The sequence below is a fragment of the Pseudomonas sp. R28(2017) genome, from assembly GCF_002112505.1.
GTDB lineage: Bacteria > Pseudomonadota > Gammaproteobacteria > Pseudomonadales > Pseudomonadaceae > Aquipseudomonas.
The window spans coordinates 130,273-147,250 of the sequence record NZ_NEHW01000010.1 but is presented as its reverse complement, the minus strand read 5'-3'; the positions used below and the strand labels follow the sequence as shown (position 1 = coordinate 147,250).

The following is a 16,978-nucleotide window of genomic DNA, read 5'->3' as shown; positions in this document are numbered from 1 at the left end:
CCGGCTGTGGGAGCAGCAGGCTTTTTGCACGGTCGTCTATCGTACTGTCGGTGCGATTGGCGTACCACTTGTCTGTAACGCTTGTGTGTAATGTTGTGGTTTTTACTACATTATCCCTTGAAAACCGTGTGTGAAAGCGGTATTCCTAGACCAACTTTAGGAAAGAACCAACATCATGGCTGCGATCAGTGTCGAACCTTGCACCTTTGCCCTGTTTGGCGCCCTAGGCGACCTGGCATTGCGCAAGCTGTTTCCTGCGCTCTACCAGCTCGACCGTGCCAACCTCCTGCACGCGGACACCCGCCTGCTGGCGCTGGCCCGCGAGGCCGGCAGCGCCGTGGATCACCTGAACACCATCGAGGCGCACCTGCGCCGGCATGTGGCTGAGGCTGACATCGAGCCCGCCGCGCTGGGGCGTTTCCTCGGCCGCCTGCACTACCAGCACCTGGACTTTCTGCAGCCCGAAGGCTACCAGGCCCTGGCCGAACAACTGACCGGCGAGCAGCCGCTGATCGCCTACTTTGCCACGGCGGCCGCGGTCTACGGCGCCATCTGCGAAAACCTCGACAAGGCTGGCCTGGCCGCGCGCACCCGGGTGGTGCTGGAAAAACCCATCGGCCATGACCTGGAGTCGTCGCGGCGGGTCAACGATGCCGTGGCGCGCTTCTTCCCGGAGAGCCGGGTCTATCGCATCGACCACTACCTGGGCAAGGAGACGGTGCAGAACCTGATCGCCCTGCGTTTTGCCAACAGCCTGTTCGAAACCCAGTGGAACCAGAATTCCATCTCCCACGTGGAGATCACCGTGGCCGAGAAGGTCGGCATCGAGGGCCGCTGGGGCTACTTCGACAAGGCCGGCCAGCTGCGCGACATGATCCAGAACCACCTGCTGCAGCTGCTTTGCCTGATCGCCATGGACCCACCCAGCGAGCTGTCGGCCGACAGCATCCGTGACGAGAAGGTCAAGGTGCTCAAGGCACTGGCACCGATCACCGGCGAAGGCTTGAGCACCCGTGTGGTGCGTGGCCAGTACATCGCCGGCTACAGCGACGGCAAGCCGGTGCCTGGCTACCTGGAAGAAGACAATTCCAACGCCCAGAGCGACACCGAAACCTTCGTCGCCCTGCGCGCCGACATTCGCAACTGGCGCTGGTCGGGCGTGCCGTTCTACCTGCGTACCGGTAAACGCATGCCGCAGAAGCTGTCGCAGATCGTCATCCACTTCAAGGAGACGCCGCACTACATCTTCGCCCCGGAACAGCGTTTGCAGATCGGTAACAAGCTGATCATCCGCCTGCAACCGGACGAAGGCATATCCTTGCGGGTGATGACCAAGGAGCAGGGCCTGGACAAGGGCATGCAACTGCGCAGTGGCCCGCTGCAGCTGAATTTTTCCGACACCTGGCGCAGTGCGCGGATTCCGGATGCCTACGAGCGCTTGCTGCTCGAAGTGATGCGCGGCAACCAGAACCTGTTCGTGCGCAAGGACGAGATCGAGTACGCCTGGAAGTGGTGTGACCAGTTGATCGCCGGCTGGCGTAACGCGGGCGATGCGCCCAAGCCTTACGCGGCAGGTTCCTGGGGGCCGATGAGCTCGATTGCATTGATCACGCGCGATGGGAGGGCGTGGTATGGCGATATCTGAATTGAAACTGCCAGCGGCCGTGCGGGTGCACGACCTGGCGGATGCCAAGGCACTGGCCGCAACCCTGGCCCATGACGTGGCCGAGCGCTTGCGTGCAGCCATTGCTGCCAAGGGGCAGGCCTGCGTGGTGCTGTCTGGTGGCCGCAGCCCGGTGCCGTTCCTCGAGCAACTGGCCGGCGAGCAGCTGGACTGGGCCAAGGTCACGGTCAGCCTGGCCGACGAGCGCTGGGTGCCCGTGGAACACGCCGACAGCAACGCTGGCTTGCTGGCCCGCCACCTGCTCAAGGGCGCTGCCGCCAAGGCGCGTTTCGTCGGGCTCTATCAGCAGGCCGAAAACCTTGATGCAGCGGCAGTCAGTGCCGATCAGGCGTTGGCAGAGCTGCCGCCCATCGACGTACTGGTGCTGGGCATGGGTGACGATGGCCATACCGCCTCGCTGTTCCCCCATAGCCCCAAGCTCGCCGAAGGCCTGGACCCGAGCAGCACGCGCCGTTGCCTGCCGATGCTGGCCCCGAGCGTGCCGCACCAGCGCCTGTCCATGACTCGCCGCCTGCTGGCCAGCGCGGCATTCATCGCGCTGGCCGTGCAAGGCCCGGGCAAACTCGCTACCCTGCGCGCCGCGCTGGCGGGCAACGACTTTTCCGAAATGCCGATTCGCGCCTTTCTTCACGACCCCCTGGACATCTACTGGTGCCCATGAGCCAAGGATCCACTGTCATGACCACCCTTGAACGCCCACAGCCCAAGCTTTCGATGGCGGATAAAGCCGCGCGGATCGATGCCATCTGCGAACAGGCGCGCATCCTGCCGGTAATCACCATCGCCCGCGAGGAAGACATCCTGCCATTGGCTGACGCCCTGGCGGCTGGCGGTATCCGCACCCTGGAAGTGACCCTGCGCTCGCAGCATGGCCTGAAGGCCATTCAGGTGCTGCGTGAGCAACGCCCGGCGTTGTGCGTGGGCGCCGGTACCGTGCTCGATCGCAGCATGTTCGCGGCGGTCGAAGCGGCTGGTGCACAGTTTGTCGTCACCCCCGGCATCACCCAGGACATCCTCGAAGCGGGTGTGGACAGCGAAATCCCGCTGCTGCCCGGCATCAGCACGCCGTCCGAGATCATGATGGGTTATGCCCTGGGCTACCGTCGTTTCAAGCTGTTCCCCGCGGAAATCAGCGGCGGCGTGGCAGCGATCAAGGCATTCGCGGGCCCGTTCGGCGATATCCGCTTCTGCCCGACGGGCGGCGTGAACCCGGCCAACGTGCGCAATTACATGGCGTTGCCCAACGTGATGTGCGTGGGCGGCACCTGGATGCTCGACAGCAGCTGGATCAAGAATGGTGACTGGGCGCGGATCGAGGCGTGCAGCGCCGAGGCGATGGCGTTGCTCGACGCCAACTGAATCTGTTGTGTGCTTTACGGCTTATGGGGCGCTTGGTCGGCGCCCTTTTTTTTGTTCGCAGATTTTGAGATGCCCTTAGCTGCCTCTTCGCGGGCAAGCCCGCTCCCACAGGTTCACCACAAATGCCAAGCCTTGTGAGGTACCTGTGGGAGCGGGCTTGCCCGCGAAGAGGCCGGTACAGGCAACAAAAAAGCCCGCATCATGTGATGCGGGCTTTTCATTCATCGCGGTGATGCTTAAGCCGCCTTGGCTTCCTGCTGGCTCAGTGAGCGGTTCAGCGCGCTGAACAGTGCCTTGAAGCTGGCCGTGGTGATGTTTTCGTCGATGCCCACACCGTGCACCGGGCGACCGCCGGCCACGCGCAGTTCGATGTAGGCCGCGGCCTTGGCGTTGGTGCCGGCACCGATGGCGTGCTCGTTGTAGTCCATGATCTCGACCGATACCGGCAGGCCGGCGACCAGGGCTTCCAGGGCGCCGTTGCCCTTGCCGCGCCAGTGCAGGGTGGTTTCGCCTTCGCCGGCGACTTCCACTTCCACGGCGCTGTGGCCGTTTTCTTCCTGCAGGCGGTGGCTGACCAGCGCGTACGGGGCGTTGGCCTGGAGGTATTCCTTGTGCAGCAGGCTGTAGATCTGCTGGGCGGTCATTTCCAGGCCCAGGCGGTCGGTTTCACCCTGCACCACCTGGCTGAACTCGATCTGCATGCGGCGTGGCAGGCTGATGCCGTATTCCTGCTCGAGCAGGTAGGTGATGCCGCCTTTGCCCGACTGGCTGTTGACGCGGATCACCGCCTCGTAGCTGCGGCCGATGTCGGCCGGGTCGATCGGCAGGTACGGCACTTCCCACAGCTCGCCTTCCTGCTGCTTGGCGAAGCCTTTGCGGATGGCATCCTGGTGCGAGCCGGAGAAGGCGGTGTGAACCAGGTCGCCGACGTACGGGTGACGTGGGTGAACCGGCAGCTGATTGCACTCTTCGACCACCTTGCGCACGCCATCGATGTCGGAGAAGTCCAGCAGCGGGTCGATGCCCTGGGTGTAGAGGTTCAGGGCCAAGGTCACCAGGTCGACGTTGCCGGTGCGCTCGCCGTTGCCGAACAGGCAGCCTTCGGCACGGTCGGCGCCGGCCATCAGGCCCAGCTCGGTGGCGGCGATGCCGGTGCCACGGTCGTTGTGGCAGTGCAGGCTGATGATCACGCTGTCGCGACGGCTGACGTTGCGGCAGAACCACTCGATCTGGTCGGCGTAGATGTTCGGCGTGGACACTTCCACGGTGGCCGGCAGGTTGAGGATGATCTTGTGCTCGGGGGTCGGGTTCCACACTTCGATGACCGCGTCACAGACTTCCTTGGCAAACTCCATTTCGGTGGCGCTGAAGGTTTCTGGCGAGTACTGGAAGGTCCACTGGGTTTCCGGCTGCTGGGCGGCATATTTGACGAACAGCTTGGCCGCGTTCACCGCGATGTCCTTCACGCCTTGCTTGTCCTGGTTGAAGACGATGCGGCGGAACGACGGGCTGGTGGCATTGTACAGGTGGACGATGGCCTTCTTGGCGCCGCGCAGCGACTCGAAGGTACGGGCGATCAGGTCTTCGCGGGCCTGGGTGAGCACCTGGATGGTGGTGTCGTCCGGGATGTGGCCGTCTTCGATCAGGGTGCGCACGAAGTCGAAATCGGTCTGCGAGGCCGAGGGGAACGATGCTTCGATTTCCTTCACGCCAACCTGCACCAGGGTCTTCCAGAAACGCAGCTTCTTCTCCGAATCCATCGGCTCGATCAGCGACTGGTTGCCATCACGCAGGTCGGAGCTGCACCAGATCGGCGCCTCGGTGATGGTCTTCGACGGCCAGGTACGGTCAGGCAGGTCGATGGTCGGGAAAGCGCGGTATTTCTTCGATGGGTCTTTGAGCATGGTCATGGAAGCAATCCTTTTGTGTGCGGCCGAGATCGGGCCTGCCGAGCGATAACGAGATGAAGAGGCGAGGCGACGCGATTCAACCTGGTAGTCGGGCGCTGACCAGGCAGAGGCTGCGATGTTGTCGGAGCAGGATGAGGGTGCTGAAGGTTTTCATGCCCTCAACCCTAACCAGTGGGGTGAGGGATGGCAAGTGTTCGGAAAAAATTGAGAGGAATGCTTAAAAAAAGCTCGATGACGAGAATTTATCGCTGAGATGATTTTTTTGCTTTGTATTTTTTGCGCAGTACTTTTCGATGGCGCAACACACTGAAAGATGTGTTGGCTGTGCTGGCCTCTTCGCGGGCAAGCCCGCTTCCACAGGGTATCGCGGCCCCTGTGGGTGCGGGCTTGCCCACGAAGCAGGCGGCGCCGATATCAGGGCTGGAACGCGCCGATGAAGATCGCCGGGTCGACCCGTGCATCGTTCAGGCTGACGTTCCAGTGCATGTGCGGCCCGGTGGCCCGACCGGTCGAGCCCACGCGCCCGACCACATCGCCCCGGCGCAGTTGCTGGCCCACCTGCACGTCGATCTTCGACATGTGGCAGAACATGCTGATGAAGCCCTGCCCATGGTCGACGAACGCCGTGCGGCCGTTGAAGAAGTAATCACCCACCAGGATCACCTTGCCGTTGGCCGGCGTCTTGATCGGGGTGCCGGCCGGTACGGCGAAGTCCAGCCCTGCATGCGGGTTGCGCTCCTCGCCATTGAAGAAGCGACGCACGCCGAACTTGCTCGACAGCGGCCCGCTGACGGGTTTGTCGAGGATCAGGTTGCTCGGCAGCACCGGGCTGAAACTGCGATATGCCTTGATCTGCTCGGCCAGTTCGCGGTCGATGCGCTTGAGGTCGTCCGGGTTGGGGTTGACCTGGCGGGTGTTCTTCAAGGTGATGTGCTGTTCGGGGTACTTCTTGCTGCCGACGCTGAAGGGCAGGCTGCGGCCGCCCTGGGTCAGTACGGCGGTGCCGGGCTTCTGGGTCAGCGGGATGCCGACGATGGCCAGCCAGTTGTCCTGTTCCTTGACCACCAGCACCGGCTTGCCTTCGAAGCGCGCGCTTGGCGCGGTGGCCGCCGGGCCGAGGTCGACCACCGCCACGCCACCCGGCACGGGCTTGTTCAGGGTGCGGGTGATGTAGCTGGCCTGGGCGCCTGCGGCCAGCAGCAGGAGGGAAAGGGCGAGCAGGGGCGCGAACAGGCGGGGCATGTGTCAGTCCAGTAAAGAGAGGGTGACCGGGGTCAGGTGATTGTCTTCGACGCGTACCTGCAGCTCGCCCTGGTTCAGGCGGGCGGTCAGGCGCTGGCCATTGCGGGTCTGCTCGGCACTGCGGATGGCCTGGCCATGCTCGTCGAGGAGGATGCTGTAGCCCCGCGCCAGGGTCGCCAGGGGGCTGACCACGTGCAGCGTCTGCAGTTGTGCCTGGAAGCGCTGGCGGCGGTCCTTGAGCACCTCGCGCATGGCCCGTGGCAGGCGCTCGGCGAGGCTGTCCAGGCGCTGCCCCAGCAGTTTCAGGGTGCGCCCCGGGTGCTGCGCGGCCAGGCGGGTATCGAGGCGTGCCAGGCGCTCGCGGCGCTGGTTGAGGTTGAGCATGAACGCCCGGCGCAGGCGCATGTCCAGGTCGTCCAGGCGTTGTGCCTGCTGGCGCAGGCGCTCGCCGGGGTGGCGCAGGCGGCGGGTCAGTGACTCCAGGCGCAGGCGGTCGTGGGTCAGGCGGTTCTGCATGCGCAGCAGCAGGCGCCGCTGCAGGCCGTCGAGGCGCTGCTGCAGGCCGCTGTTGTCGGGGGCCAGCAGTTCGGCGGCAGCCGAGGGTGTAGGCGCGCGTACGTCGGCGACGAAGTCGCTGATCGACACATCGGTCTCGTGGCCCACGGCGCTGACGATCGGCGTCACGCAGGCGGCCACGGCACGCGCCACGGCTTCTTCGTTGAAGCACCAGAGGTCTTCCAGCGAGCCGCCACCCCGGGCCAGGATCAGCGCGTCGAAGCCCAGCCGGTCAGCCTGTTGCAGGGCGCGGACGATCTGGTTGATCGCCTCGCGGCCCTGCACGGCGGTGGGAATCAGGTTCAGCTCGACCTGCGGCGCGCGGCGGCCGAACACGCTGATGATGTCGCGGATCACCGCGCCGGTGGGCGAGGTGATGATGCCGATGCGTTGCGGATGGGCCGGCAGCGGCTTCTTGCGCTCGGCGCTGAACAGTCCTTCGGCACCGAGCTTTTCCTTCAGGGCCTCGAAGGCCAGGCGCAGGGCGCCATCGCCGGCCGGTTCGACCGTGTCGAGAATCAGCTGATAGTCGCCACGCCCTTCGAACAGCGACACCTTGCCGCGCACGCGCACCGCCAGGCCGTCGCGCAGGGCCTGGCGCACGCGGGTGGCGTTCTGCCGGAACAGCGCACAGCGCACCTGGGCGCCGCTGTCCTTGAGGGTGAAGTACATGTGGCCGGAGGCCGGGCGGGCGAGGTTGGAAATCTCGCCTTCCACCCAGACGCTGCGGAACACGTCTTCCAGCAGCACCCGGGCGCGGCCGTTGAGCTGGCTGACGGTGAGGACCTCGCGGTCCAGGCCGAGTCGTTCGAAAGGGTCTCTGATCATGGCGGGCATCATAAAGGACATCGGCCCCGGTTGTCTGTCTTGCCCATGTCCTCTGGCATATCGCGGCCGGCACAATCAACCCTGCATTGCCGCCACGAACTGCTGCACCATCGGTCCCGCATCGCGCCGGCAGGCCAGCGCCACGGTACTCTCGCATGCCCCCTCCAGTGCCACGAAGCTGATGGCCCTCGGGGCGATTTCACGCATGCACGCTGGCAGCAGCGCTATCCCGAACCCGGCCTGGATCAGCTGCAACTGCGTGGTCTTGCGCGACAGCACCTGCGCTGCCCGAGGGAAAAAACCGGCCTCCATGCACAGCGAAGCTGACAGGTAACTCAACCCACCACGGTCGCGGTGCGGGATGGAAACAAAACGCTGTTCCCGCAGTTGCTCCAGCCGCACCTGCGCAGCATCGGCCAGCGGATGCCCAGCGGCGACTGCCAACAACAACGGTTCGCTGAACAGCTCATGCAGCACCACGCCTTCATGCTGGCGCAGCACCGGCAAACGCAACAGGCCGATATCCAGCCGCCCGGCGGCGATATCCTCCAGCTGCGCCTCCGACGACTGCTGAGCAATCTCCAGTGCAATCCCCAGGTTGGCCTGCAGATAGCCGCCCAGGCGAGCCAGCAGCGGGCCGGTCAGCGGTACCGTGCTGGAGTGGTTCAGGCGCAGGCTGCCTTGCCGCCCTTCGCCAATGTCGCGGGTCACCCGCTCTGCCTGTGCCAGGTCGGCCAGCAAGCGCCGCGCTCGCTCCAGGAAAGCCTGGCCGGCCAGCGTCAGGCGCGGCAGGCGTGCAGTGCGTTCGAACAGTGGTGTGCCCAGTTGCTGCTCCAAGTCCTTGATCTGGCGGCTCAGCGCCGACTGGGCGATATACAGCCGCTCGGCGGCAGCGCTGAAGCTGCCGCATTCGGCGATTTCCACGAAGTAACGCAACTGGCGGATCGACGTCATGTCATGCCTTTTCGAGATGGGTAGGGCGCTAAAGGCATATTAGTCGGCATGGCTTGTGGCTGGCTAACCTTTGCCTGTCTTCCCAGGAACTGCTGCCATGCTCGCCCAGCTGTCGTTTTCCGGCCTTGACTGGCTCCCCATCCTCCTCGCCATCGCCGCTGCCTACATCGTCTTCGGCATCGCCGGCTTCGGCACCGCGCTGGTGGCCGGCCCGGTACTGATCCATTTCATGCCCCTGTCGCGGATCATCCCGCTGCTGGTGCTGCTGGACTTCGTCGCCGCCTTCGGCAACCTGTTGCCGTCGCGCCGCGACGTGGTGCGCGGCGAGCTGCTGCGCCTGTTGCCGTGCATGGCGGTGGGCTGCACCCTGGGCGTGGTGTTCCTGCTGCACCTGAAGTCCGACCTGCTGTTGCTGCTGATGGGCCTGTTCGTCACGGCCTACGCGATCTACGGCCTGGCGGTGAAGGTGCGGCCGGCCAGGTTATCGGGCCTCTGGGCGGTGCCGATGGGCACGATTGGCGGGCTGTTCGGGGCCTTGTTCGGCAGTGGCGGTTTCCTTTATGCGATCTACCTCGGCGCACGCCTCAACGTGAAGGAGCAGGTTCGCGCGACCCAGAGCGCCCTGATCAGTTGCAGCACCCTCGTGCGCCTGTCGCTGTTCCTGCTTGCCGGTGTATACGCCGATACCCGCTTGTTGCTGCTCGCCGCCTGCCTGCTGCCGGTGATGTTCATTGGCCTCTGGGTTGGCCGCCGGCTGACCCTGAAGTTGTCGCGCGAAGCCTTCGTGCGCCTGGTCACCTGGCTGGTGCTGGCCAGTGGCCTGGCGCTGATCGGTCGCTACCTGGGCAGCTGAGCTGTAGAATTACAGGATTACCGCAGTCCGCAGGCCCGCTTCGTTCATGAACACCCAGAGCATCATCGTCCCCAAGCTGTCCACCGTGCCCTCGCATGAAGCCCGTTCGCGGGCCATCCTGCGATGGCTGGTACGCGAGAAGATCATCGAGGAACAACTCACCACCTGCGGGCGCACCGGCAACCGCATGGGCCATGCCTTGGCCGAGGGCGCGCGCAAGGTCGCCCTGCATCCGGAAAAGCTGCCCTTTGGTGAGCAGGTCAACGGCCTGGAAGTGATGCTCAAGCGCTGCATCTACACGCCGACCGACGGTTTTCTCGAGGAAGCCGGCTGCCCGGAGTGCCGGCGCGAGGTCGGCGAACCGCTGTTCGAGAGCCTGGAAGAGTGGATGCCGGCGGTGAGCGACAACTTCACCTGCCCACTGTGCGGCCATGAAGACGACATCAATGGCTTCATTTACCTGCAGCCATGTGCCTTTTCCAACCTCGGGTTCATCTTCAACAACTGGGGCGAGGCCGGGTTTACCCAGGCCTTTCTCGACAGCTTTGCCGACTGGCTCGACCAGCCAGTGGCGGTGGTGCAGGTAAAACTGCCATCACGCTGACCGAAGGCCCTTATTTTGCATTGAGCGGCGCGCCGTGCATGAGTATAATGGCGCGCTTCCATTTTTCCCGCCCGGGAGCCCCCGCGATGCTGCGTATCAGCCAAGAAGCCCTGACCTTCGACGATATCCTCCTTGTACCTGGCTACTCCGAGGTACTGCCCAATGAAGTCAGTCTCAAGACCCGTTTGACTCGTGGCATCGAGCTGAACATTCCGCTGGTTTCCGCTGCCATGGATACCGTCACCGAAGCGCGCCTGGCCATTGCCATGGCCCAGGAAGGCGGTATCGGCATCATCCACAAGAACATGACCATCGAACAGCAGGCCGGCGAAGTGCGCAAGGTCAAGAAGTTCGAGGCTGGCGTGGTCAAGGACCCGATCACCATCGACGCCGACGCCACCGTGCGCGACCTGTTCGAGCTGACCCGCCTGAACAACATCTCCGGCGTTCCAGTGCTGGCGAACGGCGACCTGGTCGGCATCGTCACTTCCCGTGACGTGCGCTTCGAAAACCGTCTGGACGCCAAGGTCCGCGACGTGATGACGCCGAAAGAGCGTCTGGTCACCGTCCGTGAAGGCGCCGACAAGAACGAAGTACGCGAGCTGCTGCACAAGCACCGCCTGGAAAAGGTCCTGATCGTTGACGACAAGTTCAACCTCAAGGGCATGATGACCGTCAAGGACATCGAAAAGGCCAAGGCCTACCCGCTGGCCAGCAAGGACGACCAGGGTCGCCTGCGCGTCGGCGCTGCGGTCGGCACCGGCAAGGACACCGGAGAGCGCGTTGCCGCCCTGGTCGCCGCCGGCGTTGACGTGGTTGTCGTCGACACCGCCCACGGTCACTCCAAAGGCGTTATCGACCGCGTTCGCTGGGTCAAGGAAACCTACCCGCAAGTGCAGGTGATCGGCGGCAACATCGCCACCGGCGCTGCCGCCAAGGCCCTGGCTGAAGCCGGCGCCGACGCCGTCAAGGTCGGTATCGGCCCAGGCTCGATCTGCACCACCCGCATCGTTGCCGGTGTCGGCGTGCCGCAGATCAGCGCCATCGCCAACGTCGCCGCTGCACTGGAAGGCACTGGCGTGCCGCTGATCGCCGACGGCGGTATCCGCTTCTCCGGTGACCTGTCCAAGGCCATCGTTGCCGGTGCGTCCTGCGTGATGATGGGTTCGATGTTCGCCGGTACCGAAGAAGCGCCGGGCGAAGTCGAGCTGTTCCAGGGCCGTTCCTACAAGGCCTACCGCGGCATGGGCTCGCTGGGTGCCATGGCACAGGCGCAAGGCTCGTCCGACCGTTACTTCCAGGACTCCTCGGCCGGCGCCGAGAAGCTGGTACCGGAAGGCATCGAAGGCCGCGTTCCTTACAAGGGCGCCCTGGCCGCGATCATCCACCAGCTGATGGGCGGCCTGCGTTCGTCCATGGGCTACACCGGCAGCGCAACCATCGAAGAGATGCGCACCAAGCCGGAATTCGTGCGCATCACCGGTGCCGGCATGGCCGAGTCCCACGTGCATGACGTGCAGATCACCAAAGAAGCCCCTAACTACCGCGTAGGCTGAGGCTTCCAGCTACAACATGAAAGCGGGGCTGTCACGACAGCCCCGCGTCGTTTCCGATTTCCACTGACGAGATTGAGTCATGGCCCTCGACATTCACGCTCACCGTATCCTGATCCTCGATTTCGGTTCTCAGTACACCCAGCTGATCGCCCGCCGCGTGCGCGAAATCGGCGTGTACTGCGAGCTGCACCCGTTCGACATGGACGATGAAGCGATCCGCGAATTCAACCCGCGCGGCATCATCCTCGCCGGCGGCCCCGAGTCGGTCCACGAAGCCAACAGCCCACGCGCACCGCAGGCCGTGTTCGACCTGAACGTACCGCTGCTGGGCATCTGCTACGGCATGCAGACCATGGCCGAGCAGATGGGCGGCAAGGTCGAAGGTTCCGACCTGCGTGAGTTCGGTTACGCCCGTGTCGACGTGGTCGGCAAGAGCCGCCTGCTCGATGGCATCGAAGACCACGTCGACGACGACGGCGTACTGGGCCTGGACGTGTGGATGAGCCACGGCGACAAGGTCACCCAGATGCCGGGCAACTTCCACGTGCTGGCCAGCACCCCGAGCTGCCCGATCGCTGGCATGTTCGACGATTCGCGCGGCTACTATGGCGTGCAGTTCCACCCGGAAGTGACCCACACCAAGCAGGGCGGTCGCATCCTGTCCCGCTTCGTGCAGGACATCTGCGGCTGTGAAGCCCTGTGGACCCCGTCCAACATCGTCGAAGACGCCATCGCCCAGGTGCGTGAGCAAGTCGGTTCGGCCAACGTCCTGCTGGGCCTGTCCGGCGGCGTCGACAGCTCCGTGGTTGCCGCACTGCTGCACCGCGCCATCGGCGACCAGCTGACCTGCGTGTTCGTCGACAACGGCCTGCTGCGCCTGCACGAAGGCGACCAGGTGATGGCCATGTTCAAGGAGAACATGGGCGTCAAGGTGATCCGCGCCGACGCTGAAAAGCAGTTCCTCGACAACCTGGAAGGCGAAGCCGACCCGGAGAAGAAGCGCAAGATCATCGGCCGCACCTTCATCGACGTGTTCGACGCCGAAGCCAGCAAGCTGGAGAACATCCAGTTCCTCGCCCAGGGCACCATCTACCCGGACGTGATCGAGTCGGCCGGCGCCAAGAGCGGCAAGGCCCACGTGATCAAGTCGCACCACAACGTCGGCGGCCTGCCGGAGGAAATGAACCTCAAGCTGGTCGAGCCGCTGCGTGAACTGTTCAAGGACGAAGTGCGCAAGATCGGCCTGGAGCTGGGCCTGCCGTACGACATGGTCTACCGCCACCCGTTCCCGGGCCCGGGCCTGGGCGTGCGCATCCTCGGTGAAGTGAAGAAGGAATACGCCGACATCCTGCGTCGTGCCGACCACATCTTCATCGAAGAGTTGCGCAAGGCTGACTGGTACCACAAGACCAGCCAGGCATTCGTGGTGTTCCAGCCGGTCAAGTCGGTCGGCGTCGTCGGCGACGGCCGTCGCTACGCCTGGGTCGTGGCCCTGCGTGCCGTCGAGACCGTGGACTTCATGACCGCGCGTTGGGCACACCTGCCGTACGAGCTGCTGGAAACCGTCAGCGGCCGTATCATCAACGAAATCGACGGTATCTCCCGCGTCACCTACGACGTGTCGAGCAAGCCGCCAGCCACCATCGAGTGGGAATGAGTTGAGCCACAAGGGCGCCGCAAGGCGCCCTTGTTGTTTCTGTCTCCTGTACCGTGGTTATTCGCGGGTAGTAGCGAGCGCACACGGGTAAAACAAGACTTCACTTAATATTTCCCATTTGCAGGTGTATCGTATTCGCCCTTCATCGCCAGCCATGCTGGCAGCTTGATTGCGCAGAACACGAGGTACCCGCACCGATGTCCTTCACCCGTCGACAAATGCTCAAGGGCCTGACCGGCCTGGTTGTGGTTGGCCTGGGCGCCGGTGGCGCAGCACGTTACTGGCTGGGCAAGGTCGAGGACGACAACGCCGGGCATGACTACGAGCTGATCGCTGCCCCCCTGGACGTCGAGCTTGTGCCGGGCTTCAAGACCGAGGCCTGGGCCTTCGGCCCGTCGGCGCCGGGCACCGAGTTACGCGTGCGCCAGGGCACCTGGCTGCGGGTACGCTTCATCAACCACCTGCCGGTGGAAACCACCATCCACTGGCATGGCATTCGCCTGCCGCTGGAAATGGACGGCGTGCCTTACGTTTCGCAACTGCCGGTCAAGCCGGGCGAGTACTTCGACTACCAGTTCCGCGTGCCGGATGCCGGCAGCTACTGGTACCACCCCCATGTCAGCAGCTCCGAGGAACTGGGGCGTGGCCTGGTCGGCCCGCTGATTGTCGAGGAGCGCGAGCCAACCGGTTTCGCCCACGAACGCACCCTGAGCCTGAAGAACTGGCACGTCGACGAGCAGGGCGCCTGGCTGCCCTTCAGCATCCCCCGCGAGGCCGCGCGCAACGGCACTGCCGGGCGGCTGATCACCATCAATGGCCAGGCCGATTCGGTCACCGAGCTGCCGGCCGGGCAGGTGGTGCGCGTGCGGGTGCTCAACCTGGATAACACCTGGACCTACCGCCTCAACCTCAAAGGCAACTGCGAGGCTAAAATCTATGCCCTCGACGGCAACCCGGTGACGCCACGGCCTCTGGATGACGACTACTGGCTTGGCCCAGGCATGCGCATCTGCCTTGCCATCCGCATCCCAGAGGCAGGCGAGGAAATCTCCCTGCGCGACGGTTTCGTGCGCCTGGGCACCTTGCGCTCGGTGGCCAGCAGCGAAGCATCGGGCGAGTGGCCCAAGGCCCTGCCGCCGAATCCGATTGCCGAGCCGGACCTGGAGAATGCCGAGAAGCTCAACTTCAATTTCGAATGGGCGGCGAGCGTCTCGGTCACCAGCGACCCGGACAAGCCGTCGAGCATGTGGCAGATCAACGGCCAGGCCTGGGACATCACCGACAAGACCTGCGCCGACCGGCCGATCGCCACGCTGAAGAAGGGCAAGAGCTATATCTTCGAGCTGAAGAACATGACCCAGTACCAGCACCCGATCCACCTGCATGGCATGAGCTTCAAGGTGATCGGCTCCAATCGCCGGCAAATCCCGGAGCCTTACTTCACCGACACCTACCTGCTGGGCAAGAACGAGCGCGCCCAGGTCGCGCTGGTGGCGGATAACCCCGGCACCTGGATGTTCCACTGCCACGTCATCGACCACATGGAAACCGGCCTGATGGCCGCGATCGCGGTGGTCTGATGCGCCCGCAGATCATCGATCGCAGCCGCGATCAGGAATTCATGCGCCTGGCCCTGGGCCTGGCAGCCGAAGGTGCGGCCATGGGCGAGGTGCCGGTGGGCGCGGTGCTGGTGCAGCATGGCCAGGTCATCGGCCAGGGCTTCAACCGGCCGATCATCGACAGCGACCCCAGCGCCCATGCCGAAATGGTCGCCATTCGCGCGGCGGCCAAGGCTGCCAGCAACTACCGACTGCCGGGTAGCACGCTGTATGTGACCCTGGAGCCCTGCAGCATGTGTGCGGGGCTGATCGTGCATTCGCGGGTAGCGCGGGTGGTGTTCGGCGCACTGGAGCCCAAGGCGGGTGTCGTGCAGAGTCAGGGGCAGTTCTTTGGGCAGGGCTTTCTCAACCATCGGGTGATGGTGGAGGGCGGAGTGCTGGCGGAGGAGTGCGGGCAGATCCTGAGTGACTTCTTCAAGGCCCGTAGGGCCAAGAATTAACCTGTAACGGCCTCTTCGCGGGCAAGCCCGCTCCCACAGAGATAGCACCGCTGTCAAAACTTGTACGGGCCCTGTGGGAGCGGGCTTGCCCGCGAAGAGGCCGCTACAGGATTACATCGGCGGCGACTGATCCGCCGGCTTGTCCTTGTTCACCCCAGGCACATGCAGGTTGCCCTCGGCTACCTGGCCTTCAAGCTGTGGCTGGGTCACCCAGGTGAGGATGTCGTAGTAACGGCGAATGTTGGCCACGAAGTGCACCGGCTCGCCGCCACGGGCATAGCCGTACTTGGTCTGCCGGTACCACTGCTTCTGGGCCAGCCGTGGCAGCATCTTCTTCACGTCCAGCCACTTGTTCGGGTTGAGCTTTTCGCGCTTGGCCAGGGTGCGGGCGTCTTCCAGGTGGCCGCTGCCGACGTTGTAGGCGGCCAGGGCGAACCAGGTGCGGTCCGGCTCCTGGATGCTGTCGTCGAGCTCTTCCTTGATCTTCATGAAGTACTTGGCACCGCCCTGGATGCTCTGCTTCGGGTCCAGCCGGTTGGACACGCCCATGGCCTGGGCAGTGCGCTGGGTCAGCATCATCAGGCCGCGCACGCCGGTCTTGGAGGTGACTTCCGGCTGCCACATCGATTCCTGGTAGCCGATCGCCGCCAGCAGGCGCCAGTCCACCTGTTCGACCTTGGCGTAGCTCTTGAAGTGTTTCTCGTACTTGGGCAGGCGCTGCTGCAGGTGCTGGGCAAAGGTGTAGGCGCCGACGTAGCCGAGTACGTCGACATGGCCGTAGTAACGGTCTTTCAGGCGCTGCAGGGTGCCGTTCTTCTGCGCCTTGTCGAGGAATTCGTTGATTTCGTTGAGCAGGCTGTTGTCGTCACCGGCCGCCACCGCCCAGCGCTGGTCACGGGTGTCGCCGAGGTCGAAGGCGACCCGCACGTTGGGGAAGTAGACCTGGTTCATGGCCAGTTCATTGGAGTCGACCAGGGTCAGGTCGATCTGCCCTTCGTCGACCATGCGCAGCAGGTCGACCACTTCGACCGCGTCGGATTCTTCGTATTCCAGGCCTGGGTACTGTTTTTTCAGTTCGGCCAGCTGGTCGGCGTGGCTGCTGCCCTTGAGCACCATGATCTTCTTGCCGACCAGGCCCTTGGCATCGGTGGGGCGAGGGCGGCCGTTGCGATAGATGACCTGCGGGGTTACTTCCAGATAAGGGTGCGAGTACTTGACCTGGGCCTTGCGCCGGTCAGTGCTGACCAGGCCGGCCGCCGCCAGCACCGGGCCTGAGGGCTTGCCAAGGGCGTCGTACAGTTCGTCGAGGTTGTCGGCGGTCTCGATCTGCAGCTTCACGCCAAGATCGTCGGCGAAATGCTGGACCAGCTCATATTCGAAGCCGGTTTCGCCGTTGCGGTCCTGGAAGTAGGTGGCCGGGCTGTTGCGGGTGATGACGCGCAGCACGCCGTCCTCCTTCACGCGCTCGAGGGTGCTGGGTTTTTCAACGCAGGCACCGAGCAGCAGAAAGAGTCCGGTTGCGATTAGCCATCTGGCGCAACGTTGGCGCAAAGCAGTGTGGGCGAACATAGGTTGCAGTATACGCAAAGGACCGCCCCAGCCATATCTCGACAACGGTTAGCTTGTCTGGTAGCGATTTTTTCTATATGGCGCGGTGCAGGCAGGGAAAGGCGGGCAGATTCGCTGTTTTTTCTGACCCCGAAGTCCGGTTCCGCCG

Annotated in this window: 14 protein-coding genes; 9 read left to right on the top strand and 5 right to left on the bottom strand. The window is 64.1% G+C overall.

The genetic code is table 11. The annotated features are described in order from the left end of the window. Positions 1-175: 175 nt before the first annotated feature. Genes zwf through CAF78_RS18555 form a run of 3 tightly spaced genes read left to right on the top strand, consistent with a single transcriptional unit; the run spans position 176 to position 3,043 of the window. Positions 176-1,645 carry a glucose-6-phosphate dehydrogenase gene (zwf, locus tag CAF78_RS18565; protein WP_085673484.1) on the top strand — a complete coding sequence of 490 codons (1,470 nt, stop codon included), beginning with the start codon at positions 176-178 and terminating at the stop codon, positions 1,643-1,645. Further along, positions 1,632-2,345, top strand: coding sequence for a 6-phosphogluconolactonase (gene pgl, locus CAF78_RS18560; RefSeq protein WP_085673482.1), 714 nt, complete (start codon positions 1,632-1,634; stop codon positions 2,343-2,345). The genes zwf and pgl overlap by 14 nt, the downstream gene beginning before the upstream one ends. 17 nt (positions 2,346-2,362) lie before the next feature. Next, a complete protein-coding gene (locus CAF78_RS18555; protein WP_085673480.1) occupies positions 2,363-3,043 on the top strand; it encodes a bifunctional 4-hydroxy-2-oxoglutarate aldolase/2-dehydro-3-deoxy-phosphogluconate aldolase in 681 nt (226 codons plus the stop codon). A 236-nt stretch (positions 3,044-3,279) separates the two neighbouring features. On the opposite strand, the gene leuA is transcribed toward CAF78_RS18555, so the two are convergent. The 4 genes from leuA to CAF78_RS18535 form a co-directional block, all read right to left on the bottom strand. Then, a complete protein-coding gene (gene leuA / locus CAF78_RS18550) occupies positions 3,280-4,953 on the bottom strand; it encodes a 2-isopropylmalate synthase (RefSeq protein ID WP_085673478.1) in 1,674 nt (557 codons plus the stop codon). Positions 4,954-5,367: 414 nt separating this feature from the next. After that, complete coding sequence (locus CAF78_RS18545; RefSeq protein ID WP_085673476.1) at positions 5,368-6,195, bottom strand: peptidoglycan DD-metalloendopeptidase family protein; 828 nt, start codon at positions 6,193-6,195, stop codon at positions 5,368-5,370. A gap of 3 nt (positions 6,196-6,198) precedes the next feature. Continuing rightward, positions 6,199-7,578, bottom strand: a complete 1,380-nt coding sequence (gene xseA / locus CAF78_RS18540) for an exodeoxyribonuclease VII large subunit (RefSeq protein WP_085673474.1) — start codon at positions 7,576-7,578, stop codon at positions 6,199-6,201. 75 nt (positions 7,579-7,653) lie between these two features. Beyond that, positions 7,654-8,532 (bottom strand): LysR family transcriptional regulator, encoded by an 879-nt coding sequence (locus CAF78_RS18535; RefSeq protein ID WP_085673472.1) that lies wholly within the window; start codon positions 8,530-8,532, stop codon positions 7,654-7,656. Positions 8,533-8,629: 97 nt separating this feature from the next. On the opposite strand from CAF78_RS18535, the gene CAF78_RS18530 reads away from it, so the two are divergent. The 6 genes from CAF78_RS18530 to tadA all read left to right on the top strand — a co-directional run bounded on the left by CAF78_RS18530 (position 8,630) and on the right by tadA (position 15,261). Next, the gene (locus CAF78_RS18530) at positions 8,630-9,385 is read left to right on the top strand and encodes a sulfite exporter TauE/SafE family protein (protein ID WP_085673470.1); all 756 of its coding nucleotides are present in this window, start codon (positions 8,630-8,632) and stop codon (positions 9,383-9,385) included. A gap of 46 nt (positions 9,386-9,431) precedes the next feature. Beyond that, positions 9,432-9,989 carry a sugar ABC transporter ATPase gene (locus CAF78_RS18525; RefSeq protein WP_085673468.1) on the top strand — a complete coding sequence of 186 codons (558 nt, stop codon included), beginning with the start codon at positions 9,432-9,434 and terminating at the stop codon, positions 9,987-9,989. Between the two features lie 86 nt (positions 9,990-10,075). Continuing rightward, entirely contained in the window at positions 10,076-11,545 is a 1,470-nt protein-coding gene (guaB, locus tag CAF78_RS18520) for an IMP dehydrogenase (protein WP_003255025.1), read from the top strand. A 79-nt stretch (positions 11,546-11,624) separates the two neighbouring features. Continuing rightward, positions 11,625-13,202, top strand: a complete 1,578-nt coding sequence (guaA, locus tag CAF78_RS18515; RefSeq protein WP_085673466.1) for a glutamine-hydrolyzing GMP synthase — start codon at positions 11,625-11,627, stop codon at positions 13,200-13,202. 197 nt (positions 13,203-13,399) lie between these two features. Further along, on the top strand, positions 13,400-14,782 hold the full coding sequence (locus CAF78_RS18510; protein ID WP_085673464.1) for a multicopper oxidase family protein: 1,383 nt from the start codon (positions 13,400-13,402) through the stop codon (positions 14,780-14,782). Next, on the top strand, positions 14,782-15,261 hold the full coding sequence (gene tadA / locus CAF78_RS18505) for a tRNA adenosine(34) deaminase TadA (RefSeq protein ID WP_085673462.1): 480 nt from the start codon (positions 14,782-14,784) through the stop codon (positions 15,259-15,261). Before CAF78_RS18510 ends, tadA begins: the two co-directional genes overlap by 1 nt. A gap of 111 nt (positions 15,262-15,372) precedes the next feature. On the opposite strand, the gene mltF is transcribed toward tadA, so the two are convergent. Then, positions 15,373-16,830, bottom strand: a complete 1,458-nt coding sequence (mltF, locus tag CAF78_RS18500; protein ID WP_085673460.1) for a membrane-bound lytic murein transglycosylase MltF — start codon at positions 16,828-16,830, stop codon at positions 15,373-15,375. Between the last annotated feature and the right edge of the window lie 148 nt (positions 16,831-16,978).